The following is a 2,351-nucleotide window of genomic DNA, read 5'->3' on the forward strand; positions in this document are numbered from 1 at the left end:
AAGCGATTAGGTGCGACAAGAAGTCGCTTTGTTTACTGTTGAACTTTGATTCAACCCTTCGTATTGCCGAAGGTTTCCTATTTCGATATGCGTCACTAGCAATGGTGGGGTGTGAAGCTCGAAAGACAATGTAGCCTTAAGTTCAATAGTGATGTTGAACAAACTGCAAGCATCATGCGGTTGGGCCCTAGGAATTAATGGTATGTGTAATTAACTGAACAGTTGTAACTGTCGTCATTGTAAACAAGCTAAAGATGCTGACAAGCTTGAACCAAAAGGTGTGGTGGACAAGTTAACATGCTCTAGTCTCATGTTACGCAATTTAATGTGCCCCCGGCGGATTGACTGACACTAACCCATTATGTGAATAAAGCGGAACTTGGTAAGCCCGTATGCTCCCTCGTTGAGGTAGTTTCTTCGTAAGAATGAATGACGGGCATGCGGGTAAAGGACGATGGAGAAAGCGAATGCCTTGCTGTAATGGCAAAGATAGATGTATTGAACGTGACATCATGCGAAAGCATAGCCCACTTCCATCGAGTGGTTAATCACAAGAAATTTGTAATAAGATTTTAGCTTAGGAATGCAAATGAATTGCTCTTATGAACAATGTGCACCTATAAACGAAGCGCAATGCTGGTCTAACATCGATTGGAAGGCTGCAAAGCGCTACGTAGGATCATTGCAAGCGCGTATTGTGAAAGCAGTAAAGCAAGGGAGAAAAGGGAAAGTTAAAAGCCTGCAATGGTTATTGACTCATTCCTTTTATGCGAAAGCCCTTGCGGTTAAACAAGTAACGGAGAACAAAGGGCGTAAAACGTCTGGTGTTGATGGCGAAACATGGCAAAGTGCTACTAAAAAATGGCGAGCAATCTCATCGCTCAAACGCTCTGGATACAAGGCAAGTCCATTAAGGCGAGTCTTTATTCCAAAGTCGAATGGGCAGAAAAGACCTCTCGGTATCCCCACAATGCTGGATCGTGGGATGCAAGCACTATATTTGCTAGCCGTTGAGCCAGAAGTGGAGACAAACAGTGACGGCAATTCTTTTGGTTTTCGAAAACAAAGGTCTTGTGCTGATGCGATCGAACAATGCTTCAAAGTATTGTGTCGCAAACGTGCGGGAGAATGGGTGCTTGATGCGGACATTAAAGGTTGCTTCGATAATATCAGCCATGAGTGGATGCTAAAGCACTTAAACATCGACAAACCAATCCTTTCACAGTGGCTGAATGCTGGCTTTATGGAGTCTGGTAAGGTATATCCAACACTTGCAGGAACACCGCAAGGAGGAATAATCTCGCCGACGTTAATGAATATGGTATTGAATCAACTGCAAGGAACAATTGAAGAAGCTTCTGGTGTTAAAAGAGGTAAGCACCGTGAAATTCGTTCTAATGTTAAGAGAGTCTCTGTAATCAGATATGCCGATGATTTTGTTGTAACGGCTCATTCTCAAGCGTTTTTGGTAGATACAATATTGCCTTGTATTAATGAATTTATGTCCCAACGTGGTTTGGCATTATCGCCAGAAAAAACGCACGTTAGGCATATATCAGAGGGTTTTGATTTTCTTGGTCAAAATCTCAGAAAGTATAATGGCAAATTATTGGTCAAACCCAGTAGCAAAAGCGTTCTACATCTGATGAATAAGTTGAGACTTACGATCACCAAATATCGCTCTAGTCGACAAGACAGGCTAATCTTTCAGCTTAATCCAATATTAAGAGGTTGGTGCAATTATCACCGACACAGTGTCGCAAAGGAAGTATTTTGCAAGATTGACTCTGATATATGGTTGCTACTCTGGAAATGGGCATGTCGTAGACATCCTAGAAAAGGAAAATACTGGATTAGGGCTAGATACTTCCACTCTGTTGGGCCGCGTAATTGGACATTCTGCACCGGTGATAAACAAATAGGCTTATTTCGGTTAGCAGCAATGCCGATTGTGCGACATCCAAAGATCAATTCCGATGCAAACCCTTACGATCCGACACATGAAACTTACTTTGAATCTCGGCTTGATGTGTTAGTAAATTCTCGCAACAAAGAACGTCTGCATAGATTATTATCACGTCAAAATGGTGAGTGTTTGTATTGCAAAGAAAAAATAACGGCTAAAACTGGTTGGAATATTCACCGCCTAGTACCTTTATACTTAGGTGGTGATAATAAAGCGAGTAATACCGTGGTTGTTCATCCTTATTGCCATAACAGCATTCATAGGAGTCAAAATACTGCTGCGCCATCCTACATGGCGTTATAACGACTTGAGCGGTATGCGGGGAAACTCGCACGTACCGTTCTTAGAGGGCTGGGCTCGAGTAATCGGGTCTGGCTACTCGACA

The 2,351-nt window shown here is 42.5% G+C and carries 1 protein-coding gene; it reads left to right on the forward strand.

The annotated features are described in order from the left end of the window. Window positions 1–589 precede the first annotated feature (589 nt). Window positions 590–2,269: a group II intron reverse transcriptase/maturase gene (ltrA, locus tag ACT3RM_RS17520; RefSeq protein WP_193051351.1), complete on the forward strand. Its 1,680-nt coding sequence runs from the start codon at window positions 590–592 to the stop codon at window positions 2,267–2,269. Window positions 2,270–2,351 lie beyond the last annotated feature (82 nt).

This window comes from Pseudoalteromonas sp. AOP7-A1-14, from assembly GCF_052376275.1.
In the GTDB taxonomy this organism is placed as follows: domain Bacteria; phylum Pseudomonadota; class Gammaproteobacteria; order Enterobacterales; family Alteromonadaceae; genus Pseudoalteromonas.